At 35.8% G+C, this 24,524-nt stretch carries 21 protein-coding genes and 1 tRNA gene; 9 read left to right on the top strand and 13 right to left on the bottom strand.

The genetic code is table 11. The features are described from left to right. Positions 1 to 31: 31 nt before the first annotated feature. Positions 32 to 1,108, bottom strand: a complete 1,077-nt coding sequence (gene prfA / locus DFQ08_RS05145; RefSeq protein WP_114308754.1) for a peptide chain release factor 1 — start codon at positions 1,106 to 1,108, stop codon at positions 32 to 34. A 420-nt stretch (positions 1,109 to 1,528) separates the two neighbouring features. Between prfA and DFQ08_RS16315 the strand changes: the two genes are divergently transcribed. Continuing rightward, positions 1,529 to 1,927 (top strand): ATP-binding cassette domain-containing protein, encoded by a 399-nt coding sequence (locus DFQ08_RS16315; RefSeq protein ID WP_245935378.1) that lies wholly within the window; start codon positions 1,529 to 1,531, stop codon positions 1,925 to 1,927. A 233-nt stretch (positions 1,928 to 2,160) separates the two neighbouring features. Here the strand turns inward: DFQ08_RS16315 and DFQ08_RS05130 are convergent, their stop codons facing one another. The 3 genes from DFQ08_RS05130 to DFQ08_RS05120 form a co-directional block, all read right to left on the bottom strand. Then, positions 2,161 to 3,165, bottom strand: a complete 1,005-nt coding sequence (locus DFQ08_RS05130) for a DUF3078 domain-containing protein (protein ID WP_114308752.1) — start codon at positions 3,163 to 3,165, stop codon at positions 2,161 to 2,163. A gap of 10 nt (positions 3,166 to 3,175) precedes the next feature. Beyond that, positions 3,176 to 4,354, bottom strand: coding sequence for an AIR synthase related protein (locus DFQ08_RS05125; RefSeq protein WP_114308751.1), 1,179 nt, complete (start codon positions 4,352 to 4,354; stop codon positions 3,176 to 3,178). 616 nt (positions 4,355 to 4,970) lie between these two features. After that, complete coding sequence (locus DFQ08_RS05120; protein WP_114308750.1) at positions 4,971 to 7,157, bottom strand: glutamine synthetase III family protein; 2,187 nt, start codon at positions 7,155 to 7,157, stop codon at positions 4,971 to 4,973. Positions 7,158 to 7,331: 174 nt separating this feature from the next. On the opposite strand from DFQ08_RS05120, the gene DFQ08_RS05115 reads away from it, so the two are divergent. Then, positions 7,332 to 8,351: a glutamine synthetase beta-grasp domain-containing protein gene (locus DFQ08_RS05115; RefSeq protein ID WP_114308749.1), complete on the top strand. Its 1,020-nt coding sequence runs from the start codon at positions 7,332 to 7,334 to the stop codon at positions 8,349 to 8,351. Positions 8,352 to 8,919: 568 nt separating this feature from the next. Continuing rightward, complete coding sequence (locus tag DFQ08_RS05110; protein ID WP_114308748.1) at positions 8,920 to 10,752, top strand: T9SS type A sorting domain-containing protein; 1,833 nt, start codon at positions 8,920 to 8,922, stop codon at positions 10,750 to 10,752. Positions 10,753 to 10,904: 152 nt separating this feature from the next. Here the strand turns inward: DFQ08_RS05110 and DFQ08_RS05105 are convergent, their stop codons facing one another. Continuing rightward, positions 10,905 to 11,855: a calcium/sodium antiporter gene (locus DFQ08_RS05105; RefSeq protein WP_114308747.1), complete on the bottom strand. Its 951-nt coding sequence runs from the start codon at positions 11,853 to 11,855 to the stop codon at positions 10,905 to 10,907. A gap of 214 nt (positions 11,856 to 12,069) precedes the next feature. After that, complete coding sequence (locus DFQ08_RS05100; RefSeq protein ID WP_114308746.1) at positions 12,070 to 14,031, bottom strand: endonuclease; 1,962 nt, start codon at positions 14,029 to 14,031, stop codon at positions 12,070 to 12,072. A gap of 589 nt (positions 14,032 to 14,620) precedes the next feature. Between DFQ08_RS05100 and DFQ08_RS05095 the strand changes: the two genes are divergently transcribed. Further along, positions 14,621 to 14,773, top strand: coding sequence for an SsrA-binding protein (locus DFQ08_RS05095; protein ID WP_114308745.1), 153 nt, complete (start codon positions 14,621 to 14,623; stop codon positions 14,771 to 14,773). 363 nt (positions 14,774 to 15,136) lie between these two features. Here the strand turns inward: DFQ08_RS05095 and DFQ08_RS05090 are convergent. Then, a tRNA-Arg gene (locus tag DFQ08_RS05090) sits at positions 15,137 to 15,210 on the bottom strand. A gap of 69 nt (positions 15,211 to 15,279) precedes the next feature. Here DFQ08_RS05090 and DFQ08_RS05085 point away from each other — a divergent pair. From DFQ08_RS05085 to DFQ08_RS05065, 5 genes are all read left to right on the top strand, one after another. Next, complete coding sequence (locus DFQ08_RS05085) at positions 15,280 to 15,915, top strand: Crp/Fnr family transcriptional regulator (protein WP_114308744.1); 636 nt, start codon at positions 15,280 to 15,282, stop codon at positions 15,913 to 15,915. A 57-nt stretch (positions 15,916 to 15,972) separates the two neighbouring features. Further along, complete coding sequence (locus tag DFQ08_RS05080; protein WP_114308743.1) at positions 15,973 to 16,530, top strand: YeeE/YedE family protein; 558 nt, start codon at positions 15,973 to 15,975, stop codon at positions 16,528 to 16,530. A gap of 2 nt (positions 16,531 to 16,532) precedes the next feature. Then, positions 16,533 to 16,949 (top strand): DUF6691 family protein, encoded by a 417-nt coding sequence (locus DFQ08_RS05075; RefSeq protein WP_114308742.1) that lies wholly within the window; start codon positions 16,533 to 16,535, stop codon positions 16,947 to 16,949. Then, on the top strand, positions 16,950 to 17,753 hold the full coding sequence (locus DFQ08_RS05070; protein WP_114308741.1) for a sulfite exporter TauE/SafE family protein: 804 nt from the start codon (positions 16,950 to 16,952) through the stop codon (positions 17,751 to 17,753). 72 nt (positions 17,754 to 17,825) lie between these two features. Continuing rightward, positions 17,826 to 19,232, top strand: coding sequence for an MBL fold metallo-hydrolase (locus tag DFQ08_RS05065; protein ID WP_114308740.1), 1,407 nt, complete (start codon positions 17,826 to 17,828; stop codon positions 19,230 to 19,232). Between the two features lie 51 nt (positions 19,233 to 19,283). Here DFQ08_RS05065 and DFQ08_RS05060 read toward each other — a convergent pair whose 3' ends face one another. The 6 genes from DFQ08_RS05060 to DFQ08_RS05035 all read right to left on the bottom strand — a co-directional run bounded on the left by DFQ08_RS05060 (position 19,284) and on the right by DFQ08_RS05035 (position 24,465). After that, positions 19,284 to 19,556: an ATP-dependent Clp protease adaptor ClpS gene (locus tag DFQ08_RS05060; protein ID WP_114308739.1), complete on the bottom strand. Its 273-nt coding sequence runs from the start codon at positions 19,554 to 19,556 to the stop codon at positions 19,284 to 19,286. A gap of 75 nt (positions 19,557 to 19,631) precedes the next feature. After that, positions 19,632 to 20,465 carry a 50S ribosomal protein L11 methyltransferase gene (gene prmA / locus DFQ08_RS05055; protein WP_114308738.1) on the bottom strand — a complete coding sequence of 278 codons (834 nt, stop codon included), beginning with the start codon at positions 20,463 to 20,465 and terminating at the stop codon, positions 19,632 to 19,634. Positions 20,466 to 20,767: 302 nt separating this feature from the next. Then, the gene (tpiA, locus tag DFQ08_RS05050) at positions 20,768 to 21,517 is read right to left on the bottom strand and encodes a triose-phosphate isomerase (protein WP_114308737.1); all 750 of its coding nucleotides are present in this window, start codon (positions 21,515 to 21,517) and stop codon (positions 20,768 to 20,770) included. Between the two features lie 86 nt (positions 21,518 to 21,603). Beyond that, entirely contained in the window at positions 21,604 to 22,680 is a 1,077-nt protein-coding gene (locus tag DFQ08_RS05045) for an ABC transporter permease (protein WP_114308736.1), read from the bottom strand. A gap of 59 nt (positions 22,681 to 22,739) precedes the next feature. After that, on the bottom strand, positions 22,740 to 23,834 hold the full coding sequence (locus DFQ08_RS05040) for a BT_3928 family protein (protein ID WP_114308735.1): 1,095 nt from the start codon (positions 23,832 to 23,834) through the stop codon (positions 22,740 to 22,742). An 88-nt stretch (positions 23,835 to 23,922) separates the two neighbouring features. After that, the gene (locus tag DFQ08_RS05035; protein ID WP_114308734.1) at positions 23,923 to 24,465 is read right to left on the bottom strand and encodes a DUF1599 domain-containing protein; all 543 of its coding nucleotides are present in this window, start codon (positions 24,463 to 24,465) and stop codon (positions 23,923 to 23,925) included. Between the last annotated feature and the right edge of the window lie 59 nt (positions 24,466 to 24,524).

The raw sequence follows: 24,524 nt of genomic DNA, 5'->3' as shown, positions 1-24,524 counted from the left end.
TAAAAAAAGCCTCTAAAAAAGAGGCTTCAATTTAAATGGTATCATCGTTAGCCTTTAATAACTCTGTATTTTCAGCTAACATTAATTCGTCTATTATTTTTTGGATATCACCGTTTATGATATTAGATAAATCGTAAAGGGTTAAACCAATTCTATGGTCTGTAACTCGGCCTTGCGGATAATTATAGGTTCTAATTTTTGCAGATCTATCACCAGAACTCACCATACTCTTACGTTTCTCTGAATCGGCAGCTTGTTGTTTTGCTAATTCTAAATCGTATAAACGCGAACGTAATACTTTGATGGCTTTTTCTAAGTTTTTATGTGATGATTTCTGATCCTGACAACTTACAATCATTCCCGTAGGTTCGTGGTGTAGTTTAATGGCAGAATACGTGGTATTTACGGATTGTCCTCCAGGACCTGTAGATGTAGTACGTTCTATACGCACTTCTGTCATGTCTAATTCATAGTCAAACTCCTCGGCTTCTGGCAATACCATTACGGTTGCTGCACTAGTATGCACACGCCCTTGAGTTTCTGTTTGTGGCACACGTTGTACACGGTGCACACCGGCTTCAAACTTTAAGGTTCCGTAAACATCTTCTCCTGAGACTTCAAAAATAATTTCTTTAAATCCACCAGAAGTTCCGTCACTCTGACTTACAACATCAACTTTCCAGCCTTTGTCGCTACAGTATTTGGTATACATACGGTATAAATCACCCGCAAAAATACTAGCTTCGTCTCCCCCGGTACCGGCTCTCACCTCTACTACAACATTCTTAGCATCGTCTGGATCTTTAGGAATCAGCATAAAACGAATCTCTTCTTCTAGCTTTTCAATAGTTTCCTTAGACTCTTCAAGTTGCATTTTTGCCATTTCAACCATTTCGGCATCAGAACCATCTGCAATAATTTCTTCTGCTTCAGATACATTTTCTAAGGCTTCACTGTAAATGGCACCTTTGTCTACGATAAGCTTAAGGTCTTTGTATTCTTTCATCAGCTTGGTATAACGCTGCTGATCTGATATAATATCGGGTTGAATAATAAGGTCATTCACCTCATCAAACCGTTGTTTTATAATCTGGATTTTCTCTAACATCTCTCTTCAAAAATTATCGTTCAAAAATACGATAAATTATGGATTTTGAAACCTTGGTTTTCAGTACATTTTAACTTTGAAAGAATAAATCACTAAAAAATTACGTTTAAGAAATGTTATGTATAAATTTTTAGCCATCCTCAGCTTTTATAAATCTTTTGCCACGTGGTCTTTTATTGTGACTATTTTCATTGCCCTTTTTACACCACAACTTATACCGGCTACCTGCATAAAATTCTTCTTAATCCTGTTTGCTTGGTATTACACTAGTGAAACTTCAGAAAAACGAAAATTAACATTGTATAAAAATCTAGGAATCTCCTCGCTAACACTCTTCTCCACCCTTTTTATTGTAGACCTGATTCTAACATTTTTATTCTTAACTTTATTCACCGAATTTGTTTAAACCCCACCGCTATTTTGATATTTGAATTGGATAACGTAGAACTTTATTTTAAAAGCCATCGTGTCTTAAATGGGATTTACTTAAAAGGTGAAACAGGGAAAGTTAGTGGTTTATTAGGGAGAAACGGAAGTGGAAAAAGTAGTCTTATGGATATTGCTTTTGGTATCTTAAAACCTAAATACATGCTTATCCGTTTAAATAACAAACCGCTACAACAACCGCTCTATAAGTTGAAAATTGCCAAGTATATGCCTCAGTATAACTTTATTCCAAGTTCTATGAAGGTGGCATTTGCATTTCAACTTTATCGGGTAGATTGGCAAGCATTCGTTACCTTATTTAATAATTTTGAACCCTACAAAGATTTAAGAGATTATCAGGTGGAGAAAGACGACTTATTGAAGTCTACTTAAGCTTAAAAACAGAAAGTAAAATTACACTACTCGACGAGCCCTTTTCACATTTGGCCCCACTTTATGTTGAAATGATTAAAGCTTTAATTTTAGAAGAGAAAAAGCATAAAATAATTATAATTTCAGATCACTTATACTCACATATTTTGGATATTTCTGATACCCTATATCTTCTAAAAAATGGAACCACAAAACTAATCAACCAGCTCACAGAACTTGAAGACTACGGATATTTATGATGAAGCTTCGCTTTTAATAAGGTTATCTAAATCTACAACAACCCCAACACCTAATATTTGTTTCCACTGTAATTTTGGCCCCACAATAACCTGCTCTTCGTTTGTTATTTCATTAGTTTCTACCTCAACCTTAATATCATCATCATATCTTAGATGTGAGCCCAATGTCGCTTTTACATACCTATTCACCTTCATATCAAAGTTAACTTCCCATTCAATATCAACGTTACCAAAACTATTGATATAATCGGTATAAAGCTTTAAAAGACTTGTGACATTGATGTTTTCAAAAAGATCTTGCTCATATTGGCTGGTCAGTAAAATCCCTAATTCTTGACGGAACTGTTTGCCTTCTCTTAAAATATTTCCTTCTAAATCGTAAATAGCCGGATCTACCCCAAAGGCTCCTTTATTAGCTAAATCGTCATCAAGAACAAAGGTTGTTTTTAATGTAAAAGGTGAAGCGTAGAATGACAAGCGATCAATAAAGCGACCATACTCCATACCTACACCAAAAAACATATAGCCTGGTGCTAAAAATTTGGAAATAGCCTCATCTCTATCTGGGTAATTAAACCCTTTTGCTAACTGGGTATTAAAACTAAACTTAGACGAATAAAACCAGTTGCTTTGTGGATCTTTCTCTAATCCAATATTAGAAATCACCTCAATAACATCTTCAGTTTTTCTTACATTATAGTCTTCTTGTTTATTTAATCCGTAGCGGATATTAAAATTAGAATTCCAATACCATTTTTCTTGTTTGTACTTCGCTTCTGCCTTTGCCGTTACAATTCCGGAAATAGAATTGGATCCCCCGGCATTCCAATTGGTAAAGGATACTTGGTTTAAACTTAGACCTATTTCTTTCTTTGTTTTCCACCCTAACGCAATAGGCTCTTCCTTTTTCTTTTGAAAGAATAAGGAATTAGGTTGTGCTGAAAGCAACGTAGAACATAATACAAATACACTAAATAAGAACCACGAATAATTTTTCATGTAAACAACATTAATAAGTAAAGGTCCCGTAAGTACTCTCTATTGTTAACTTCTTTTCGCTAGAAGCTTCAACTCTACCTATAATTTTTGCATCAACATTAAAAGATTTAGAAATCTCAATAATCGCATCTGCAACATCAGGCTTAACGTACAGTTCCATACGATGACCACAGTTAAAGACTTGGTACATTTCTTTCCAATCGGTTTTCGATTGTTCTTGAATGAGTTTAAATAACGGCGGAACTTCGAACATATTATCTTTTATAATATGAAGTTCATCAATAAAATGAAGAATCTTGGTCTGGGCACCACCACTACAGTGTACCATACCATGAACAGACGTGCTATCATAGGTATTTAAAATGGCTTTTATAATAGGCGCGTAAGTTCGTGTTGGTGATAATACTAATTTTCCGGCGTCAATAGGCGCATCTTCAACAGCATCGGTAAGTTGAGTGCCTCCAGAATACACTAAATCTTCTGGTACAGCGGCATCAAAACTTTCTGGATATTTTTCAGCTAAATATTTAGAGAAGACATCATGTCTTGCAGAGGTCAATCCATTACTCCCCATTCCACCATTATATTCGGTTTCGTAAGAAGCTTGTCCAAACGACTCTAAACCAACAATAACATCACCTGCAGCGATATTAGCATTATCAATAACATCCGATCGTTTAAGACGTGCCGTTACTGTAGAATCTACAATAATAGTTCTTACTAAATCTCCGACATCTGCCGTTTCACCACCTGTAGAATGAATGGTCACTCCAAAAGATTTTAAATCTTCTATTAACTCTTCTGTACCATTAATAATTGCAGAAATTACTTCTCCTGGAATAAGGTTTTTATTTCTACCAATTGTTGAAGACAACATAATATGATCTGTTGCTCCGACACAAAGTAAATCGTCAATATTCATAATTAAGGCATCTTGAGCAATACCTTTCCATACCGAAAGATCACCTGTTTCTTTCCAATACATGTAGGCTAAAGACGATTTTGTCCCCGCGCCATCAGCATGCATGATAAGGCAGTAATCTGAATCATTAGTTAAATAATCTGGAACTATTTTACAAAACGCTTTAGGAAACAAGCCTTTATCAATATTCTTTATCGCATTATGAACGTCCTCTTTAGATGCAGAGACTCCTCTTTGCGCATATCTTTTACTCACCGAATTACTCATTGTTGGTTTATTTGTGTTGGTGTTGCAAAAATAAGGATTGCGTTTAATTATAAGGAAAGATTCGGTTGGAATTATCTCAAACTGCTTTTTTCGTCTTAAACGTTGTTTTAGAATCCTAAAAGCAAGCCTATAAATCGCTTAGAAGAAAAGCATTTAAAACGGGCACAAAAAAAAAGATAAAATTCAATATTGAATTTTATCTTTTTTTATCTGCGGTAAAAGTTTACCGCAACACTTTAACGTCGCTTAGTGTCTAAGATCTAATGGTAAGTTCATTTGAACGCTTACCACCTCATCTGCACCAATGTTGTCTAAGTCATTTGAATCATCCTGTGATAGCACTAGGGTCGCGCCAGCAAGAATCACCAAACTTAGTAATAACTTTTTCATTGTACGGGGTATTGATTAATAGCCCTACAAATATACAAAACAAAATCATCGACAAAGTGCAGAAACACAACAATTTAGCATCATTCAAGCGTTTTTTCGACAACTCGATTAAACTTATCGACAAACGGTAAAATCAACTGAATTGCAATTACCATACATATGGATAAACACGTATTTCATCGTTCCATTTTTTCTAAATACGGTTGTCTGTTTTTTTTAAAGGCGTTTATTTAGTAAACAAAAGCTCTCTATACTTGGTTAGCGGCCAAACTTCATCATCAACTAAAATCTCTAACTTATCGCAATGGTATCTAATAACATCAAAATGCGGTTTTACAGTTTCGCAATAATCTTCCGCTTTTTGCTCTAGATCGTCATGTTTATTAGCCGTTTTACGGGCTTCAGTCATATCTGTTACCGCCGTATTTATGGCTTCAATATGTTCTGAGATCAACTCTATAAGTCCTAACTGAGCTTTAGCATAGGTTTTAAATTGATCGCCGTAAATACCTTTTAAACCTTGTACATTTTCAATTAAAGTATTTTGATACCTAATAGCCGTTGGAATAATATGATTTCTTGCCAGATCTCCAACCACACGACTTTCAATTTGAATATGATAGATATAATCTTCTAACTCAATTTCATAACGCGCCATAGACTCTACATCATTCATCACCCCTAAACTATCAAAAAGGGCGATGGTTGATTTTGCCTTCTTAATTTTAAGGGCTTGCGGCGTGGTCTTATTATTACTTAACCCACGTTTTTTAGCTTCCTTCTCCCAATCTTCACTATACCCATTACCTTCAAAAAGAATTGCTTTCGATGTTTTAATATATTCCCGAAGCACATTAAAAATGGCATCGTCTTTCTTCATACCCTTGTCCTCAATTAGCGCATCGACCTCCTCCTTAAAATCCATAAGTTGTTTCGCTACGACGGTGTTTAAAACCGTCATTGGCTTAGCACAATTGGCCGTAGACCCCACAGCTCTAAATTCAAATTTATTTCCTGTAAAGGCAAAAGAAGAGGTTCGGTTACGGTCTGTATTATCTAATAAAATTTCAGGTATCTTACCAACAACATTCAATTTTAAATCGGTTTTCTCCTTAGGCGATAATTTACCTTTGGTAACGGTTTCTAACTCGTTTAAAACCTTAGTTAACTGCGCCCCAATGAATACAGAAATAATGGCTGGCGGGGCCTCATTTGCTCCTAAGCGATGGTCGTTACTTGCCGAGGCAATAGCGGCTCTAATTAATTCTTCGTGCGTCTGAACTGCTTTTATGGTATTCACAAAAAAGGTTAAGAACTGAAGATTACTCATTGGTGTTTTGCCTGGCGACAATAAGTTAACACCTGTATTGGTACTAAGACTCCAGTTGTTGTGTTTCCCGGATCCGTTAACCCCAGCGAATGGTTTTTCGTGCATAAGCACGGTAAAATTATGACGCTTGGCTATTTTTTGCATAATATCCATTAAAAGGGAATTATGATCTACCGCCAAATTAGCTTCTTCAAAAATAGGCGCGAGCTCAAATTGATTAGGCGCAACCTCATTATGACGTGTTTTTACAGGAATTCCTAACAACATACTCTCATGCTCTAAATCGCGCATATAAGCCATCGCTCGTGCCGGAATCGACCCAAAATAATGATCATCTAACTGCTGCCCTTTTGCTGGTGAGTGTCCAAAAACCGTACGACCTGTAAGCTGAATATCGGGACGCGAAAGCGCCAAAGCAGAATCGATTAAAAAATACTCTTGCTCCCAGCCCAAAGAAGCATTTACTTTTTTTACATTTTTATCAAAATATTTACAAACTGCAACTGCGGCATTATCTACAGCTTGCAAGGCTCGTAATAACGGCGTTTTAAAATCTAAAGCTTCACCGGTATAAGAAACAAAGACTGTTGGTATACACAAGGTTTTATCATAAATAAAGGCCGGCGACGTTGGGTCCCAAGCTGTATATCCTCTGGCTTCAAACGTATTTCTTATCCCTCCGTTAGGAAAACTAGACGCATCAGGCTCTTGCTGTACCAATTGGTTACCTCCAAACTTTTCAATTGCTAAACCATCACCAATGGTTTCAAAAAAAGCGTCGTGTTTTTCGGCCGTTGCCCCTGTTAAAGGCTGAAACCAGTGCGTATAGTGTGTAGCCCCTTTAGATATAGCCCATTCCTTCATTCCTGTTGAAATATGATCTGCTACAATACGATCTATTTTAGTCCCTTTTTCAATGGCTTCAAGCACACTATTAAGGGCTGTTTTTGTTAAATATTGGCGCATAGACGCCTCATTAAACACATTCTCTCCAAAAATTTCTGAACGTCGTTTTTCCTCATTTATCTTTATTGGCTCTCTCTTTAGAGAGGCTTTTACTGCATGAAATCTAAGTGTTGACATATTATTATTATTTTGAGTTAAAAATACAAATTATTTAAAAATACCCAGCAAAAAATAGGGGTATTGACATTAATTAACACCCTTAAATCTTTAAGCCCCTATTTTTTTTGATGCTAATAAAAAAATAGTCATATTTGTAACATTACATAAACAATAACACAACACATATTAATTATGAGTAAATCCAAATTAGAGTATATATGGCTTGATGGTTATAAGCCAACTCAAAACATGAGAAGTAAAACCAAAGTTGAAGATGACTTCAGTGGTAAATTAGAAGATTGTCCAGTTTGGTCTTTTGATGGTTCATCAACACGCCAAGCTTCTGGTGGTGCTTCAGATTGTTTATTAAAACCTGTTGCTATATATCCAGATCCAGCCCGTAAAAATGGGTATTTGGTTATGACAGAAGTTTTAAATGCCGATGGTACGCCTCACGAATCTAATGGTAGAGCGACTATTGAAGATGAAGACAATGATTTCTGGTTTGGTTTTGAGCAAGAATACTTTATAATGGATACCCAAACACAATTACCTTTAGGTTTCCCTATTGGTGGTTATCCTGCTCCACAAGGAATGTATTACTGTTCTGTAGGTGGAAAACATACTCACGGTAGAGATTTAGTTGAAGAGCATGCTGATCTTTGTATTGCTGCTGGTTTAAACTTTGAAGGCATTAACCAAGAAGTTGCTTCTGGTCAATGGGAATTCCAATTATTTGCTAAAGGTGCTAAAAAAGCTGGTGACGAAATTTGGGTTGCCCGTTATTTATTAGACCGTTTAACTGAGCAATATGGTTACTATATTGAATACCACCCAAAACCATTAGGTAAGGACATGGACTGGAATGGTTCTGGTATGCACGCTAACTTCTCCAACTCTGTTTTAAGAACTTGTGGAAGCCAAGAGACTTACGAAAAAATATGTGAAGCATTTAGACCTGTTGTAAAAGAACACATCGCCGTTTACGGTGAGTTTAACGACCAACGTTTAACTGGTGAGCACGAAACGGCATCTATTGACGATTTCAGCTATGGTGTTTCTGATAGAGGTGCATCAATCCGTATCCCTATTATTACTGTTGAAAAAGGATGGAAAGGTTGGTTAGAAGACAGAAGACCTGCTTCTAATGGTGATCCATATAAAATTGCTGGTAGAATTATTAAAACCGTAAAAAGTGCTAATATTTCTTAAGCCAAGCGCATAACAATTTTAAAAGGTCGTTTAGATAATTTTCTAAACGACTTTTTTTGTATTTATACACCTCCTGTATATTAAAGAAGAATACGCCCCTAATAGTAGTCCTCCACCTTCAACTTAAGCCTACTGTAAAATGTTGTAAAAATCGAGCATACCGTTCATCGAACAGCCTCAAACCAAAAACAACACGCGCCATACTATTTCCTCTCTAAAACGAGCTAACTACCAAATCAGGAACATGAACTCCAATCCATTCAACAAATTAAACAATATACTGATTGTCAATTAACTAAAAACGTATCCACAGCAAAACATAGGCGACAAAAACAAGATTAATTTAACAACCGCAAAAAAGTTGCCTTTACAAAACAATTAAGTATTAAAAATTGCGCCTTAAGAAGTATACACCTCTACCTCAAAGTATTACCTTACGTCGATGAAATTTGTTTTTGGAGGGGAATTCTGTCATTTTATCGAGTATAAAGGACTGTCTTCGCTTTTTTTAGGGGATGATTAAGGACCTCACTAATATTGTAGTGTTATTAATCAAATCTTAATACTTATGAAAAATTTTACGAAGCACCTGCTTCCTATTCTATGTGGAGCAGCTACCTTTATGTCAACCCAAGTACATGCTTTTCAAGAGAGCTGTAATGCGGTTGAAGTTATTGAAACCACACAAGGGTTAAGCTCAGATGGTTCTGCAGTAGCAGCTAGCCGTTCTGATGTTAATGCGGCTTTAGGGATGCCAGACATGTCTAACGCAGCAGGTGGATTTTATTCTTTAGGAATTAACGGAAGCATCACGCTTGCTTTAGGAGGCGCTGTTTACGATAATGCCGGTACTGATATTATTATTTACGAAACTTCATTTTCTGGAGACACATGTGGACGTTCTGATGACGAGCATGCTTTTATTGAATTATCTGAATACGGAGATACTTGGGTATCTTACGGAAACGTTTGTCGTGATGGCCATATTGACATCCATGGTTTAGGCTTAGACTTTGTAACTCAAATAAGAATTACAGACATGAGCACAATCTCAGGAGACGGTTATGATTTAGATGGTATTAACCCTGTAAATGGATGTAAAGAAATACCAGCACGTTATTGCTACGGTGCTACCGTTTCTGACTATACACCAGGACCTAACAGTTCAGGAACAGCATTAGATGTTACAGAGCGTATGGATCCAAACCAAGCTTTAGGAACACCAGAAGATGATGATACTTTAAATTTCGTATCTTTAGGTTACGGTGGTGAAATTACCATTGGTTTTGATGGCGTGATCTACAATGAAGCTGGTCCAGATATCGAAGTTATTGAAACTTCATTTAACAATGCGTCTTTCTCAAGTTACCCAGAGTCAGCAGATATTTATGTCACTCAAAACGGAATTGATTTTTACTTAATCGGTTCAGTACTTACTGACGATGGTGGAAACTTAGATATTAGCAACGCACCTGTTGCCTTATCTTACATTACACAAGTAAAAGTTGTAGATACAACACCAAGCGATTCTATCTCTGAAGATGGTTTTGACTTAGACGGAATCATTGCTTTAACAGGATGTAACGAAGCTATCTCTCCAATTCCTGCAGGATGTTACCCAGTAGATTACATGAACTATGTAGAAGGTACAAGACGTAATGGTGGTGTTATTGATGCTATTAGAACTGAAACTCCAGAAAACGTATTAGGCGCTCCTGAAGGAACAGACGAATATGTATTTACAACACTTGGTTACGGTGGTGAAATCACTTTAACATTTGGTGGTGCAGTTTACAACCAACCAGGTCCTGATTTAGTTGTTGTTGAAACAACATTTCAAAACACATGGGGTTGTGAAACTTACGGAGAGTATGCTGACGTATATGTTTCTGCAGACGATATCAACTACCACTTTGCTGGTACAGTATGTAAATCTGACAACGCTATTGACATTTCAGATGCTGGTAATTTTGATTTCATCTACTATGTTAAAATTGTAAACAACAACGAATTATCAACAACTGATGACGCTTACGATCTTGATGGTGTTATTGCAATAGGAACTTGTGTACAGTTTAGCTACCAAGAATACGCAGAGCAATTATACGCTACATTAAGTACAGAAACTTTTACAGCTGATGAATTAGGAATTAGAACTTACCCTAACCCAACAAACACAGTTTCTTACCTTGAGTTTACACCAAAAACTACAGGAAACGTATTAGTAGAAGTATTTGATATTAACGGACGTCGTATGGACGAAGTTTTCAACGGTGAAGCTTACCCTGGACAAGTATACAAAGCTGAATTTAACGCTAAGAACTTAGCTTCTGGTCTTTACATCTATAAAGTAACAACTGGAAACACAAGCGTTACTAAGAAGTTTGTAGTCAACAAATAATTAGACTGATTTACAACCTAGCTTAAGCTAAAAAAAAGCCTCCTGAACAATGTTCAGGAGGCTTTTTACTTTATAAGCGATAGCTACCTTCTACATACTCAAAATTAACAACTAAATCACATCCATTAAAGGATTATAAAGCCCTAATAGATTTAACGTAGTGCAACATATATAAATACCAAATACGCACCAAATAACAGCATCCCTTTAAGGCGTCCCATTTCAAAACGCTTAGGGATTAACATTAGCGGAATTAAAATAGCCGCAAAGCCAATCATCCAAAAGATATTAGTTGATAAAATCTCTGGCGTATTAGGATTTACCTCTATAGGTTTTATCATAGCCGTTAGTCCTAAAACAGAAGCAATATTAAAAATATTAGATCCTATTAAATTTCCTAAAGAAATGGCTTTCTCCTTTTTAAGTGCTGAAATTACCGAGGCCGCTAACTCAGGCACACTCGTTCCTATAGCAATTACAGTCACTGAAATTGCATAATCACTAATCCCAATGGAAAGCGCCAATTGCTCTGCACCTTCTACTAACCACAACGATCCATAATACAAGCCTAATGCCCCGATAAGCAACCAGATTATAATTTTAAAATTAGAAACCACAGAAAGGGTTTCATCCACTTCCTCTAAGTTTGCTTTAGAAGATTTTCTTGAAGCTCTAATTAAAACCACTAAGAAAATAATTAATACAAGCATTAAACTAAAGCCTTCCCATCCAGAAAGCACCTGGTCATTCTTTAAAAAATAATATAGCGCGAATGATAGCAACATCATCATTGGCCAATTCAGCTTATAGAAATCCTTATCCACCGTTAAAGGCGAAATTATTGCGGTTATCCCCAATACCAAACCAATGTTAGCAATATTAGAACCAATAACATTACCTAAGGCAATGTCTGAAACGCCTTCTAAAGCCGCCTGTAAACTCACTAATAACTCTGGAGCCGAAGTCGCAAAAGACACCACCGTCATCCCTATAACAAGCTTTGAAATTTTCAATTTAAATGATAAGCCTACAGACGCTCTCACTAAAAATTCCCCACCAATTACTAATAACGCTAAACCGGCCAACACCAAAACTATACTCATCCTATATTATTTTATATCTTTATCAATACACGAAGATAATACTTCATTTTCACACTATGCAAAAACTAACCCTTCCTTAAATTAGTCTACTATTAATTTTTACAGCATCCAAATAGCGCCGTACAACAGCCCCCTTAAAACCAAACCATGACACAGAAAAGCCAAACTGAGCGGAATCAGTTTGGCTTTTATTCAATTAAAATTTTAAGCGTCCTTAATCAATAATTATCTTTTGAATAAAAGAACGATTTTCACTTGTCAACTTTAAAACGTAAACCCCTGCTGCAACTTTCAAATCCACATTATCAGACTGAAGCTCTAACGTTTTTAGAAGTCTACCATCTAAAGCATAAACCTTAATTTGAGCGGCTGTATCTAAACCTGAAACATAAATTTTCCCTGAACTTGGATTAGGATACACGCTCACTCCTAATAATTCATTATCTTCAACACTCAGAGCTTGTTCCCATGGCTCACCGACATTTGTTCCCCAGATATATTCAATTAAACCGGGTTGATCTATAAATGGATTTCTATTGAATTGCCAATTGTAAACAACATTGTTTCTGTTCATTTCAAAATCATCTGGCGGATCATTTCTATGCCAATCTAACAAGGTTGCTAAATCACCAAAATCCCCAACACTTCCTTCAGGAAATCCATTTACAATTTCTAAACCATTATAACGGACGGCCATATAAAACACACTTCTTGCAACATCACCTTTAAATTTACCTGCTGTTCCCGTTGGACCATTATACTCCCCATAAAACTTATTGTTTCTTGTACTATTTTCAGGACCATCTACAGCTCTTAAAGCATGCGCATCCGAGTTACCATGACGTAAAGAATCTGCCGTTGTTGTCCAATAGATATCAATTCCGTCTGCAATTTCATCATCCTCTATACTATCAAACCCACCACGAGATCTGGGAAAGGTATGCTCTCTATTCCATTTACCGGTGCTTAAAGAACTTGTTTGATAATCTAATTTTGCACGCCCTTGTTCTAAATACACCAACCAAACTTCATTACTGTTTAAAGGATTCTGATCGGCTTCTTTTAAGATATCAATCACATCCGTATAAGTTTGTGCCCTTACCACAGATGGATCTGCAATGATATCTTGTAAGGCCTGTCTTAACTCTGAAGCCGCCAGACCATCTAAACTATCATAATACCCTTCTGGCTGTGTACTTTCTACTACGCCATAAGTCGGCTCTAAAGGTGTTCCCCAAGGCGCTACGGTAAAATCATTATCAACGACTCTAATTTCTATATCACCATTATTAGCGATAATAGGTTCAACTAAATCTAGAAATCTAATTTTTAAAACCTCATCACCTTCATCCTCTGCATCATCCACAATGCTAATGCTTGTCGTCGCCGCATTTTCACCACTTAAAATAGTGATCGATGTATTTCCGGTATAATCAGCAGTATTAAAACCGATATTACTTAAGCTTATATTAAAATTCAAATCCGAACTCACATTGGTATCTGCGGTAAACGTAATTTCAAAAACAGCACCTTCATCAAGCTGTGTTTCTTCAACAGAAATTGCAATAGCATTTACATCAATTCCAGAACCATCATTCTCTCTTCTTGGCGTTGGGGTTACAGATTGAAAAGTGACATTCCCTAAATCATCTACAAAACGTTGAATTGATTTAGGATTCGCATTGGTACCACTATCATTATGCTGCGTGGTCTCCCCTAATTTATTTAACAAACCTGTAGCATCAGAATCGTTAGTACCGTATACCATAGCGTCGATTAAATTCACCTGTGTCGCAATGGTCTCTTCAGGAAAATCCGAAAGTGGAGCTTGATAAATTCCAACGGCATCGGCGCCATTCTGAATTACATTTTCAGACATCAAGGCTTGTGGGAAAGGCGTAATATTTGAACTTCCTATCACCAAAAGTCCATTTATATCCGTAGTAAGCCCATTTAAATCATAGGTAAAATAACTACGATCTCCACCGCTACTAGACCCGTTAAAAAAGACTAAAATATAACCATCTGTTGAAAAGTTTGGAGTTTCAGATTTTAACTCAATAAACTCATGCGTATCTATACTTGGAGAATCCGGATCGAGTTCATTAATTAATAAAATCTGAGACCAACTGAAACCCGATATGAGCATCAGCGCTAAAAACGTAATTTTTTTCATTTCTTAATTTTTGCACAAAGATAAGGTTATTATCATGCCGGAAGTTAACTCAGAATTAATTACAAAAAATCCCTAAAATAAAACATGAATTTTATCATGCCCATCGGAAAAGAAAAGATGAAAACCGCCAATTTCCGCCTTTTTAAGACAAAATTCCTCTTGAATTTTCATTTTACTAACAAAAAAGCTCTACAAATGTAACATATTAAAACCTTATTAATACTTTTTAGTATTAATATAAAACTAATTCATAGAGCAGTCACAAAATATTAAAACAAGATACATCCTTATAACTATAAATACAAAGTTAATTTCGCCGATTTTTATAAAATCACTTGGAACATAGTATGTTGAAAATATATATTGAGAATTCAATCGAAAAAAATAATACTAACCCTCTAAAACCAAACCATTATGATCACATTAATCTCATTCGTTATTGAAGTTATAATTTCAACCTTTTAAAATTGAAACGTCTTAATTTCTCAATTAAAACAACAGTAAAACTTAGTTCTAGAATAAGTTTTACTATTTTTACAATTAAAGCCTGAACCTTAAAACCTAATCGTCTTTGTTACCCTCATAACTTATGAAAACAGCATTCTTTAAATTCATAGCAAAAGTTAACAAAGCCCTTTTACCGAGCTACTCTAAACAGCAGTTAGACCTTAGCAAAGCCAACAAACTACAGATGGCTATTATTGCTTGGCGCGTTTACGTGACCAAAAATGCTATTGAATAGCAGCCTTGCATAAAGTTATGCAACATACCTTTTTTTTCTTAAGACCCTAGATTCCAAATCTCATAACAGATCCTTATTTACCATAGCTCTAAGGACATTTTACTAAAATCGCACAACTTTCTATTACAAGCTCACCGTTCTAAACCCACCTTTAAGATTTAAAATTAAAGGAAAGCTCTATTTATTACGTATAAGCGCCATACACTGTAACAATATTGCGCAACTCCTTTTTATAATTTGTAATGCTTTAACACCTAGGACCAGTATTAATCTAAAGCTTTTAGAAGTGTTTTACCTTATAAGGATCTCTAAATTTTTAGCACAAAAAAAGCTTCCAATATCTTGAAAGCTTTTTTAATATAGTGACCTCGACAGGATTCAAACCTGTAACCTCTTGAGCCGTAATCAAGTGCGCTATTCAGTTGCGCCACGAGGCCATTTTTTGTGGGTGCAAATATAACACTTTTATTTAATTACAACCAAATTTTTTTATTTATTTTTGAAATATGATTTCTAAAGATTTATTACAGCCCTTTCAATACCTCTTCGATACTGAATTAATTGAGAGTATTGCTCACGTTGCACTTTTAAAAAATTATCAAAAACTAGATATCATTATAGACATTGGTCAAGAATTAAATTTCATTCCTTTATTAATAAAAGGAAATATCAAAGTCTTAAGAGAAGATAATAATGGCGATGAATTGCTTTTATACGTCTTAGAATCTGGAGACACCTGCGCCATGTCTTTAACCTGTTGTATGGTTAAATCTGTAAGCAAAATAAGAGCTATCGCAGATGACGAGGTTACCGTTATTATGATTCCTATAGCCCAAATGAAATTATGGTTTAATACCAATGAGAGCTGGCGTCAGTTTATTCTTCAGAGTTACCAAATTCGTTTTGACGAGATGCTAGAGACTATAGATACCATTGCATTTATGAAAATGGATGAGCGTCTATTTAAATACCTCAAAGATCACGTAAAACTAACGGCCTCTACCACTCTAGAAATGACGCATCAAGAAATATCGGAAGATCTTAATACCTCTAGAGTTGTCATTTCGCGTTTATTAAAACAACTAGAGCGCGAAGAAAAAATAGAACTCGGACGCAATAAAATACGTGTTTTAGAATTTTAGTAACATTTATTGCACGGTCTAAAAAACAGTCCTTTATTTTTGCATCAAATTAAATTTATGGAATATATTTCTCAACCTTGGCCATGGTATATCTCTGGCCCTAGTATTGCAATTATCATGTTTTTGCTTCTTTATTTTGGAAGAACCTTTGGGATGTCTTCAAACCTTAGAACAATGTGTGCCATTGGTGGCGCAGGGAAACGTGTTGAGTTTTTTAAGTTCGATTGGAGAAATCAACTTTGGAATCTTGTTGTTGTTCTAGGCGCAGTTGTCGGTGGTTTTATAGCACAATACGGCTTAACAAGTCCTGAACCGATAGATCTTAGCGCAAGTACCATTAGCGATTTAGAGGCTTTAGGCTTTAATAACGCCGGAGCTAATCTTTTACCGCCTGAACTTTTTAGTTGGGATGCGGTTTTAAGCTTTAAAGGTTTAGCAATTCTTCTTATCGGTGGATTTCTTGTAGGCTTTGGAACACGCTATGCTGGTGGATGTACCTCAGGCCACGCTATTACAGGCTTAAGTAGCTTACAGCTGCCCTCTTTAATTGCTGTTATTGGCTTTTTTGTTGGCGGTTTAATTATGATTCACTTAATTTTTCCAATCTTATTTTAGTTATGACCAAGTATATAAAATTCTTTATTGTCGGTATTTTTTTCGGTATTGTTTTAGTGAAATCAGAAGCTGTATCTTGGTACCGTATTTATGAAATGTTTAAATTTCAATCTTTTCACATGTACGGAATTATTGGAACTGCCGTAGCTACCGGGATACTATTATTAGCCTTCTCTAAACGTAAAAATATACAAACCCTAGAAGGAAGCACCTTAAAAGTTCCTTTGAAAAATCGAGGCTTAAAGCGCTATATCTTTGGCGGTACTATTTTTGGATTGGGATGGGCCTTAAGTGGCGCTTGCCCTGGTCCTATGTATATCTTGGTTGGTACAGGCGCTTTTTCTATTTTAATTGTGATTTTTGGGGCTTTATTAGGTACCTACGTTTACGGGTTACTCATGAAAAAATTACCTCACTAAATGGAACTTATTGAAATTTTAGGATATACAGGTGCACTTATTGTAGGTTTAGTATTAGGGCTCATTGGAGGTGGAGGATCAATTTTAACGGTTCCTATCTTAGTGTATTTCTTAAATTTCAGCCCTATTGCAGCGACTGGCTATTCATTATTTGTGGTAGGAAGCACCTCTTTAGTGGGAACGTTACGAAATCTTAGAAAGCGAAATATTGATTTTAAAACGGCTCTTATCTTTGCTGTACCCTCTATAATTACGGTATTTATGGTAAGAAGCTTGGTAATCCCTAATTTGCCAGAAGTCTTATTTTCTATAGGTGGATTTTCACTAACTAATTCACTTTTTATCATGTTGCTGTTTGCTTTTATTATGCTATTAGCCGGTTGGTCTATGATAAAATCGAAGCAAGTTAATGACGATTTTGTTATTAAAACTTTTGATAACACCCATTATTTTGCCATTGGTACCCAGGCCATTGGCATTGGAGCCTTGGTAGGACTTGTGGGTGCTGGTGGTGGATTTTTAATTGTACCGGCCTTAGTATTACTGGTGAAATTACCGATTAAAAAAGCGATTAGCACCTCGTTATTTATTATTTCAATTCAATCGCTAGTTGGGTTTTTAGGCGATTTAAAGACCTTAAGTATCGACTGGAAGTTTCTTATTACTTTTACGACTATTTCTATAGTAGGAATTTTTATAGGACTTGCCCTATCGAAAAAAATAAGTGCTAAAAAATTAAAAAGAGGCTTTGGCTATTTTACCATATTTATGGCCACTTATATTGTATACAAAGAGCTCTTTTAAGGCCAATTGTATCATTTATTACGGTTCAAAAATTTGAACTTTATTACCTTTACATTAAATATCTTATTATTTATGAAAATAGAACAATTATATACCGGCTGTTTAGCACAAGGGGCTTACTATATAGAATCTGAAGGCGAAGTTGCCATTATAGATCCTCTTAGAGAAATACAGCAATACATTGATAAAGCGGATAGCAACAAGGCTAAAATTAAATATATTTTAGAAACGCATTTCCATGCTGATTTTGTGTCAGGACACGTAGATTTAGCACAAAAAACAGGCGCTACTATCGTTTTTGGGCCTGGTGCCACTACGGAATACGATATTCACTCCGCTAAGGATGGCGAGGTATTAAAATTAGGAAAAGTAAGCATAAAAGTATTGCATACTCCTGGACATACTTTAGAGTCTGCCACCTATTTATTAATTGATGAAAACGGAAAAGATCATGCTATTTTCTCTGGAGACACCTTATTTTTAGGCGATGTAGGACGCCCTGATCTGGCTATTAAATCGGACTTAACGAAGGAAGATTTAGCAGGCATGCTTTTCGATTCGTTACGTGAAAAAATTATGCCATTAGCCGATGATGTTATTGTATACCCGGCACATGGTGCTGGTTCGGCTTGTGGAAAAAACTTAAGCAAAGAAACTGTTGGTGTTTTAGGCGATCAAAAGAAAACCAACTACGCTTTACGTGCAGACATGACTAAAGCTGAATTTATAAAAGAAGTTCTTGATGGTATTGCCCCGCCTCCACAGTATTTTGCACAAAATGCGATGATGAACAAAATGGGTTATGATGCTTTTGAGTCTGTGTTAAAAACAGGAAACGTACCGCTTCAACCTGAAGAATTTGAACGTATCGCCAATACTGAATCGGCCTTAGTCTTAGATGTAAGAACACAAGCTGATTTTATAACCGGACATATTCCCAATTCAATATTCATAGGACTCAACGGACAATTTGCTCCGTGGGTTGGTGCTTTAATAAAAGACCTTAAACAACCTATTGTTTTAATTGTCCCTGAAGGAAAGTCTGAAGAAGCCGTGACGCGCTTATCTCGTGTAGGCTATGATAATACCTTAGGTTATTTAGAAGGCGGATTAAACGCTTGGAAAGGTGCCGGTAAGGACGTGTCTAGTTTAGAATCTATTTCTGCCGAAGACTTTGCCCAACGTGCTAAAGCTGATTCTCTTCATATCTTAGATGTGCGTAAAGATGGCGAATACCAATCAACGCATTTAGAGGACGCCACTCATTTTCCATTAGATCTTATTAACGATAATATGGATGCAATTAACAAGGACGATACCTACTACGTACATTGTGCTGGAGGTTACCGTTCTGTTATAGCCGCTTCAATTTTAAAAGCGCGAGGTTATAATAATTTGATTGATATTGCCGGTGGTTTTGGAGCCATTAAAAAGACCGACCTTAAAACAACTGATTTTGTTTGTCCGTCTACCTTATAAAATGATCCATTTTAAGCTATAAAAAAATCCCACTTTAAGTGGGATTTTTATTTATACTATTTCTGCACTGAGTCCGGCTTGTAATAGCTTAGAACATCGTGGTTTTAAATCTTCGTAAGATCCTGTCTTTACCGTACATTTTCCTTTATAATGCACTAAAAGCGCACATTGCTCGGCTTGTTCAGGGACATGGTCGCAAGCGTAAATAAGTGTATCTATAACATGATCAAAAGTATTGACCTCATCATTAAATAATACAATTTCATTCTGCTTTAATTCTACCTCTTCTAACAAGAGCTCCTCTGCGTATTTTTCTTTTGTCATAGCGTAAATGGATTTTAGCATTTACTCGGGTAACTACATCACAATCAACCCAATAAACTCAATTATTAACTTCTACTAATTTACAAATTTTAGGGAAACCCAAGGACCTTTTTGAAGAGTTTCGCTTAATTTTAACATGTTTTTATTGCATTCTGCCTCAATTAAAGGAATATCTTCTTCATAAAAACCACTTAGAAATAAAGTCCCATTAGGGTTTAAAGCTTTAGCATAGGCCGCGATATCCGCTAGTAATATGTTTCTGTTGATATTCGCAATAATGCTATCATAGTGCTTACCGTCTAAAAGTTTTACATCCCCCTCGTATACCGAAATATTTTCACATTGGTTACGTTCAACATTTTCAATACTATTTAAATAACACCAGTTATCAATATCGATAGCGTCTAATTTGGCAGCTCCTACTTTTTCAGCTAAAATGGCTAAAACACCCGTACCACAACCCATATCTAAAACTGATTTTCCTTTAAAATCATTTTTTAAAATATGCTGAATCATCATATGTGTAGTTTCATGATGTCCGGTTCCAAAACTCATTTTAGGTTCAATAACCAAATCGAATTTCGTGTCTGGCTTTTCATGAAACGGTGCACGTACTGATACCAAATCATCAACAACAATAGGATTAAAGTTCTTCTCCCATTCTTCATTCCAGTTGGTTTGGGCAATTTCTTCAAACGTATAGCTTATTTCAAACTCATCGGAATTAAGGATATAAATATTATCCATAATATTTGCCTCCCATTCTTCCTTTTGAATATAAGCAATAACGCCTTCTTCATTCTCTACAAAACTTTCAAAACCAGCATAACCTAATTCTGCAATTAAAATTTCTACCGCAGGTTGTAAAGGACTTACCTTAAATGTATAACCTATATATATTTCAGACATTATTCTTTTTTTTGCAAATTTACTAATCCTTGGCGGAGTTACGTCTATTTTTAGGCTAAATTAAAATGTAACCCCTAAGGCTGAACACAGCACTATGAACAACCCTATGCATCATATTCCAATTTTATAAGACTAAATAACGGATAATATAAAAACCCAAACCGCAAGCCAAAGTGGCGTCATTAGGATGAAATCAAGAGCTCTGAAGGACGTAAACTATAAAACGCTAAAAAGTCCTTAACACTCAGCAACAAACCAAAGCATTAAGGACTTTTTAATAAGAATTATTGTGATTCTGCTATTTAAAACGCATTAACAATTGCAAAGAAATCTTCAGCATTTAACGCTGCTCCTCCAATAAGACCACCATCTACATCTGGCTTACCAAAAATCTCTTTAGCATTAGCTGGTTTTACACTTCCTCCGTATAAAATAGAAACAGAATCTGCAACAGCACTTCCGTACTTATCTGCTAAGGTTTTTCTTATAAAAGCATGCATATCTTGTGCTTGCTCTGGGCTTGCCGTTTCACCTGTACCAATGGCCCAAACAGGCTCATAGGCTAAAACGATATCTTTAAAAGCATCAGCTTCTAAATGAAACAAAGCATTTTTAATTTGTCCTTCTACAACCGCTTCGTGGTTATCAGACTTTCGGTCTTGAAGCTCTTCACCAAAACAAAAGATTATTCTCATGTCGTTTGCTAAAGCCGCATCAACTTTTTTAGCTAATGTAGCATCTGTTTCATTGAAATAAGCACGACGCTCACTATGTCCTAAAATAACGGTTTTAACACCAACACTTTTCAACATTGCTGCACTAATCTCTCCTGTATATGCTCCATTTTCAGCAAAGTGCATGTTCTGAGCAATAACTTCAATAGTATTATCTTTTAAAGACTCAAAAGCTTGTTTTAAATTTGTAAAGGTCGGCGCAATCATAACTTCAGCATCTGAGGTTTTATTTTGCCTTAATAAATTAGTTATTAAGAGTTCCGATTGTGCTAAATCGTTATTCATTTTCCAGTTTCCGGCTACGATATGCTTTCTCATAATATATGTATATTGATTTTAAAAAAATTCTCTAACAAAAGTAATACTTTAAAGGGGAAGTTTTATTGACATTTCTCAGTAATTCGTTAGGATAATTTAACCCGCGGATCTAACCAAGCATAAATAATATCTACAAAAATATTAATGGTTATAAATAGGATTGCTATCACTAAGACGGCTCCCATAATTACCGGTAAATCTAGGGTATTTAAAGCGTTTACAATTTCTTTACCTAAGCCATTCCACCCAAAAATATATTCCACAAAAACGGCCCCAGCGAGCATTGAGGCAAACCAACTAGAAATGGCCGTTACTACAGGATTTAAAGCATTTTTAACGGCGTGATTTTTTATCACCTGAAATGCTGTTAACCCTTTAGCTCTCGCGGTTCTGATATAATCTTGATTTAAAACATCGAGTAAAGAATTCCGCATCAACTGTATCACTACAGCCAAAGGTCGTATACCCAATACCACAGCAGGAAGTATAAGATTTTTCCACTGTATTGTCATTTCTTCTCCAAAATCATCGAGCTCATACAAACTTCCTGTCATCTCTAAGCCTGTATATTTATGCCATACAAATCCAAACAGCCAAGCAAATAAAATGGCACTAAAAAAGGAAGGCACACTCATCCCCAAAGTACTTAAGACCTGTATGCTTTTATCTATCCAAGTGTTTTTATACAAGGCTGAAATAATTCCGAAGATAATCCCTAAACATATCGCTATGATAATTGCTGAAACCGCTAAAACAAAAGTATTAGGAAGCGTTTCTCCTATAACTTGAGTGACTTTTTTTCCTTGTTTTGTAAAGGACTCACGTAAATAAGGTGCTTTTAATACCGTGATGGTTTGTCTCATTTGAAACAATTCCGTTGCTGTATATTTATTGGGCGCCAAATAGGTATAATCCATTGGGTTTATTGCGTGAAACGACAGCGGAGATAAATCGTTTAAATAATATAAAAATTGGGTTCCTATTGGTTGGTCAAATCCGTATTTCTGTTTCACCGCTTGCACTTGAGCTTCAGTTTGATTTTGCCCGAGCATCATCTTAGCGGGATCACCCGGCAAAATGGTAAACAAAAAGAATATTACAGTAACCACCCCCAACAAAGTGATGCATGCGTAGCCAATTTTATGGAGGAGATAATTAATCAATAGAAAGCAATTATTTAGATATCATTTTGAAGTATTCATTTTAAAACCCACGTAAACCGTTATAGTTCTATATCGTCAAGATCATTCCAATGCGCTTTATTAACCACGGTTCCTTGGTGTAATACAATAACACCTGGATTAGCGCGTACAATGGTTTTTACGACTTTTTCATCACAGAGGTAAGTTTCAAAATCATAACCGTATTCTGCTTTTGCTTGCGCTTTATCTACAGCTCCAGACGAAGAGAGTCCGATAACCGTATAACCTTTCTTACTGGCTTTTTCTGTAAAGGCTTTCAACTTCATCATCCCTTCAGCTTCTCCTTTCTTCACGTTATACATAGTCACCATGATGAGTTTGTCTTTTCCTAAAAAATAATCGGTTAGATCTTCATCATCAGATTCAATAGAAAAATCTTGAATAGCAGGAACGTAACCTTCATCAATAGTTTCGGTTTCTACCCCAACAAATTCACCATCAACACTAGGATAACTCCCATTGGTAACAAACTCTTCCTCGTCCCCATTCACCTTAAAAGTCCAGGTGTATTCTAACACCGGTTTAGGCGCATTTTCTGGGGTTGCCATTTCTTCAGGTAAATTGTTTCCTATAGCATAAGCTCTAAAATCTATAGCCGGTAAGTGCATGAGCACGTGGTAACCAAACCATAATGAGGTTATAAAACTCAATAGAGCGATCACCGTTGTTGGAAGCTTAGAAAATAGAGGTTGAATGTATTTAACTCCAAAAAATAAGATAAGCACCAATACTAATAACACAAGGTCTTTAGTAAAGCTTTCCCATGGCGTTAATTTTAATGCATCTCCAAAACAGCCACAATCTTTTACTTTATCGAAATAGGCCGAATAAAAAGTTAGGAAGGTGAAAAACACAATCATTAACAGTAAACTCCACACGGTAAATTTAGACTTGTAGCCAATGAGCAAAAACACCCCCAACACCACTTCGAAAACCACAACAATTACGGATATTCCTAAAGCATAAGGGATTAAAAATTCTAAATTTAAGACATCAGCACCAAAGTACTCTACCAACTTATACGAAAACCCCAACGGATCATTGAGTTTAATGAATCCGGAAATGATAAATAATATTCCCGTGAATAGGCGACTAAGGTGGACTAAGTATTTCATAGTGTGATGTGTTATTCTTGACAATTCAAGAATTTCTTTTTAATAATATTAGTGTTGTACAGGACTCTATTTCAGAAAAATTAAGCTATTAATTGGCTTCATTCAAATGAATTAAAGCAAAAATAGAGTAGTTAATCATGTCTTGATAATTTGCATCAATACCTTCACTTACTAGGGTTTTCCCGGCATTATCCTCTATTTGCTTAACCCGTAAAAGTTTTTGCAAAATTAAATCGGTTAAAGAGCTAATACGCATATCTCTCCATGCCTCACCATAATCGTGATTTTTATCGAGCATTAATTGCTTTGTTAGTGCTATTTTCTCATCGTAAAGCTCAGTAGCTTCTTCGGTATTTAAATCGGGCTGTTCTACAACACCTTTTTCCAATTGAATAAGGGCCATAAGGCAGTAATTAATAATCCCAATAAATTCACTCACCTCACCTTCATCTACTTTTCTTACGTCATTTTCTTGTAAGCCTCGTATACGTTGCGCTTTAATAAAAATTTGATCGGTTAACGACGGTAACCTTAGAATGCGCCATGCACTTCCGTAATCGGACATTTTATTGACAAAAAGGGCGCGGCACTTAGCGATAACGGCATCGTATTGTTTTGAAGTATCTTGCATTTATTACATTAAAATTTCCGTAAATTTCGGACAAATAAATTAGAAGTTCAAGGTTTGCT

This window comes from Winogradskyella arenosi (genome assembly GCF_003337305.1).
GTDB classification, from domain to species: domain Bacteria; phylum Bacteroidota; class Bacteroidia; order Flavobacteriales; family Flavobacteriaceae; genus Winogradskyella; species Winogradskyella arenosi.
The sequence above is the reverse complement of the archived record's forward strand: the minus strand, read 5'-3'. Positions and strand labels throughout refer to the sequence as shown.

Coding starts and splice junctions, on each gene's coding strand:
- DFQ08_RS05040 (WP_114308735.1), bottom strand. CDS start 23,834: ATGAAATACTTAGTCCACCTTAGTCGCCTATTCACGGGAATATTATTT.
- DFQ08_RS05035 (WP_114308734.1), bottom strand. CDS start 24,465: ATGCAAGATACTTCAAAACAATACGATGCCGTTATCGCTAAGTGCCGC.
- DFQ08_RS05095 (WP_114308745.1), top strand. CDS start 14,621: ATGAAAACAGCATTCTTTAAATTCATAGCAAAAGTTAACAAAGCCCTT.
- DFQ08_RS05105 (WP_114308747.1), bottom strand. CDS start 11,855: ATGAGTATAGTTTTGGTGTTGGCCGGTTTAGCGTTATTAGTAATTGGT.
- DFQ08_RS05100 (WP_114308746.1), bottom strand. CDS start 14,031: ATGAAAAAAATTACGTTTTTAGCGCTGATGCTCATATCGGGTTTCAGT.
- DFQ08_RS05110 (WP_114308748.1), top strand. CDS start 8,920: ATGAAAAATTTTACGAAGCACCTGCTTCCTATTCTATGTGGAGCAGCT.
- DFQ08_RS05130 (WP_114308752.1), bottom strand. CDS start 3,165: ATGAAAAATTATTCGTGGTTCTTATTTAGTGTATTTGTATTATGTTCT.
- DFQ08_RS05120 (WP_114308750.1), bottom strand. CDS start 7,157: ATGTCAACACTTAGATTTCATGCAGTAAAAGCCTCTCTAAAGAGAGAG.
- DFQ08_RS05085 (WP_114308744.1), top strand. CDS start 15,280: ATGATTTCTAAAGATTTATTACAGCCCTTTCAATACCTCTTCGATACT.
- DFQ08_RS05080 (WP_114308743.1), top strand. CDS start 15,973: ATGGAATATATTTCTCAACCTTGGCCATGGTATATCTCTGGCCCTAGT.
- prmA (WP_114308738.1), bottom strand. CDS start 20,465: ATGTCTGAAATATATATAGGTTATACATTTAAGGTAAGTCCTTTACAA.
- DFQ08_RS05070 (WP_114308741.1), top strand. CDS start 16,950: ATGGAACTTATTGAAATTTTAGGATATACAGGTGCACTTATTGTAGGT.
- DFQ08_RS05115 (WP_114308749.1), top strand. CDS start 7,332: ATGAGTAAATCCAAATTAGAGTATATATGGCTTGATGGTTATAAGCCA.
- DFQ08_RS05065 (WP_114308740.1), top strand. CDS start 17,826: ATGAAAATAGAACAATTATATACCGGCTGTTTAGCACAAGGGGCTTAC.
- DFQ08_RS05060 (WP_114308739.1), bottom strand. CDS start 19,556: ATGACAAAAGAAAAATACGCAGAGGAGCTCTTGTTAGAAGAGGTAGAA.
- tpiA (WP_114308737.1), bottom strand. CDS start 21,517: ATGAGAAAGCATATCGTAGCCGGAAACTGGAAAATGAATAACGATTTA.
- prfA (WP_114308754.1), bottom strand. CDS start 1,108: ATGTTAGAGAAAATCCAGATTATAAAACAACGGTTTGATGAGGTGAAT.
- DFQ08_RS05075 (WP_114308742.1), top strand. CDS start 16,533: ATGACCAAGTATATAAAATTCTTTATTGTCGGTATTTTTTTCGGTATT.
- DFQ08_RS05125 (WP_114308751.1), bottom strand. CDS start 4,354: ATGAGTAATTCGGTGAGTAAAAGATATGCGCAAAGAGGAGTCTCTGCA.